Below are 408 nucleotides of genomic sequence, written 5' to 3'. Positions count from 1 at the left end.
CTCCTTGCTCATTCCCGTGCTCGCCATCTCCGCCCCGTGCAGCCCCCGGGGGCTTCCCTGAACAAAACAAAACCGCGTGGTCATGCAAGGTCATACGCAAACCGAAGCCACAGTGCCTCAGAGCGTCGCAGGGGCGCCGCTTGCGGGCTCTATGCCGCCCGCGCCCGCAGAACGGGCGTCCGCCGCCCAAGCGAGTTGGGCGACGTTCGCCCGTTGCCGAAAAAGGCGCTACACTGACAATGGCACGGCGGGAAAAACCGGCCTTTGGAGGCGAAAAGCGCGTCAGGGGGTTTTGGGTCCGGCGGTGAACGCACATTGGAAAAAACGGGTGGTAACTGGCTGAGGGCATTAGGAAAATCGGCGTTCGGTCATCAACGTCGCAATGGAATGCGTTGTTGTGGAGAATAA

At 61.3% G+C, this 408-nt stretch carries 1 protein-coding gene; it reads left to right on the top strand.

What is annotated here, in order from left to right:
- Window positions 1-264 precede the first annotated feature (264 nt).
- The gene (locus tag SLS51_RS23395; RefSeq protein WP_323840861.1) at window positions 265-408 is read left to right on the top strand and encodes a hypothetical protein; all 144 of its coding nucleotides are present in this window, start codon (window positions 265-267) and stop codon (window positions 406-408) included.

Source organism: Photorhabdus africana, from assembly GCF_035181445.1.
Taxonomy (GTDB): domain Bacteria; phylum Pseudomonadota; class Gammaproteobacteria; order Enterobacterales; family Enterobacteriaceae; genus Photorhabdus; species Photorhabdus laumondii.
Note: the sequence above shows the minus strand (reverse complement) of the source record. Positions and strands in the feature narration are given on the sequence as shown.